General features: G+C 57.5%; 1 protein-coding gene and 2 pseudogenes. 2 read left to right on the top strand and 1 reads right to left on the bottom strand.

Annotated elements, in window-relative coordinates; translation table 11 throughout:
• Positions 1-157 (bottom strand): annotated as a pseudogene (locus tag M3I54_RS44220) (IS5/IS1182 family transposase); the annotation flags it as partial.
• Between the two features lie 87 nt (positions 158-244).
• Here M3I54_RS44220 and M3I54_RS44215 point away from each other — a divergent pair.
• A pseudogene (locus tag M3I54_RS44215) lies at positions 245-979 on the top strand (DUF2130 domain-containing protein); the annotation flags it as partial.
• A gap of 49 nt (positions 980-1,028) precedes the next feature.
• The coding region (locus tag M3I54_RS44210; protein WP_254346701.1) for a transposase at positions 1,029-1,340 on the top strand (312 nt) is incomplete at its 3' end.

Here is a 1,340-nt window from a genome sequence, read left to right as displayed (position 1 = left end):
TGTCCGCTTCGTACATCTCGGCGAACAGTCGATCCATCTTCGCCAGCGCTTCGTTCGCCATTACGCGGATCGAACGCAACGGATGCGACTTGGGGACGAAGTCGTCCAGCTTGCGCACGGAAAACAAACTCTCGGTGAAAGTGTCGGCGCCGCGCATGATCTCCAGTGGGTAAGTGGTGGTTCATCTATCAACGCTTCACGAACTCTGCGCGATGACATGTTTCAGCGGTACTTCAGCAACCTGCTAAGCGCCGTGGAAAAAGAGCGTGACGCGCTCGCGAACGAACTTGAGCAAGCGAAGCGTGACAAGCAAGCCGCTTCCACGCTAGCCGAGGCGAGGCTTGTGAATGAACTGCAGATGGCCGCTGCTACGAAGGACGCAGAGATCCAGGGCCTGAAGGCCACGCTCGACGCCATTGATGTTGCGCAGAAGCTCGCGATCACCGAGGCAGTCGGTGCGGTCGAGAAGGAGCGCGACGAGCTAAAAAGCGGGCTTGAGCGAACGGAGCTTGAGAAACAGCTAGCAGAGAAGTCGCTCAAGGACAAGTACGAGACGCAGATCAAGGATCGCGATGACGCGATCGAGCGCCTCCGGGACATGAAGGCTCGCCTGTCGACCAAGATGGTCGGCGAAACCCTCGAACAGCACTGCGAGATCGAGTTCAACCGCATTCGAGCGATGGCATTTCCGCGGGCATATTTCGAGAAGGACAACGACGCGCGGACTGGCAGCAAGGGCGACTACATCTTTCGCGACTTGGATGAAACTGGCACGGAAATCGTCTCGATCATGTTCGAAATGAAGAACGAGAGCGATCGCACCGCGACGAAGAACAAGAATGAGGACTTCCTGAAGGAACTCGACAAGGATCGCACCGAGAAGGGATGCGAATATGCCGTGCTGGTTTCATTGCTAGAACCCGATAGTGAGCTCTACAACACTGGAATCGTCGACGTGTTCCACCGGTACCCGAGGGTCTGTCATAGATTTTGTGTTCAAGGCATAACATGTAGCTCAAGGAGCATGTATGCCACGCAAACCCAAGACAACTACCGAAGCGCAGACAGCGTTACCGTCCATTCCGAAGGATCTGATCGACCAGTTCGTGAAGGGACCCATGACCGCCGAAGCGGTGCACGCCGCTTCAGCCGCGTTCAAGAAGGCGCTGATCGAGCGGGCGCTGGGTGCCGAACTTGGACACCATCTGGGTTATCCGGCGGGTGCCGTGCGGCCCGAAGATGCGACCAACCAGCGCAACGGCAAGAGCGGCAAGACGGTGCTGACTGATGACGGTCCGCTGCGCCTGGAGATTCCTCGTGACCGCGACGGCAGCTTTGCC

The sequence above is a fragment of the Paraburkholderia sp. CNPSo 3274 genome, from assembly GCF_024206475.1.
Lineage (GTDB): Bacteria > Pseudomonadota > Gammaproteobacteria > Burkholderiales > Burkholderiaceae > Paraburkholderia.
The sequence above is the reverse complement of the archived record's forward strand: the minus strand, read 5'-3'. Positions and strand labels throughout refer to the sequence as shown.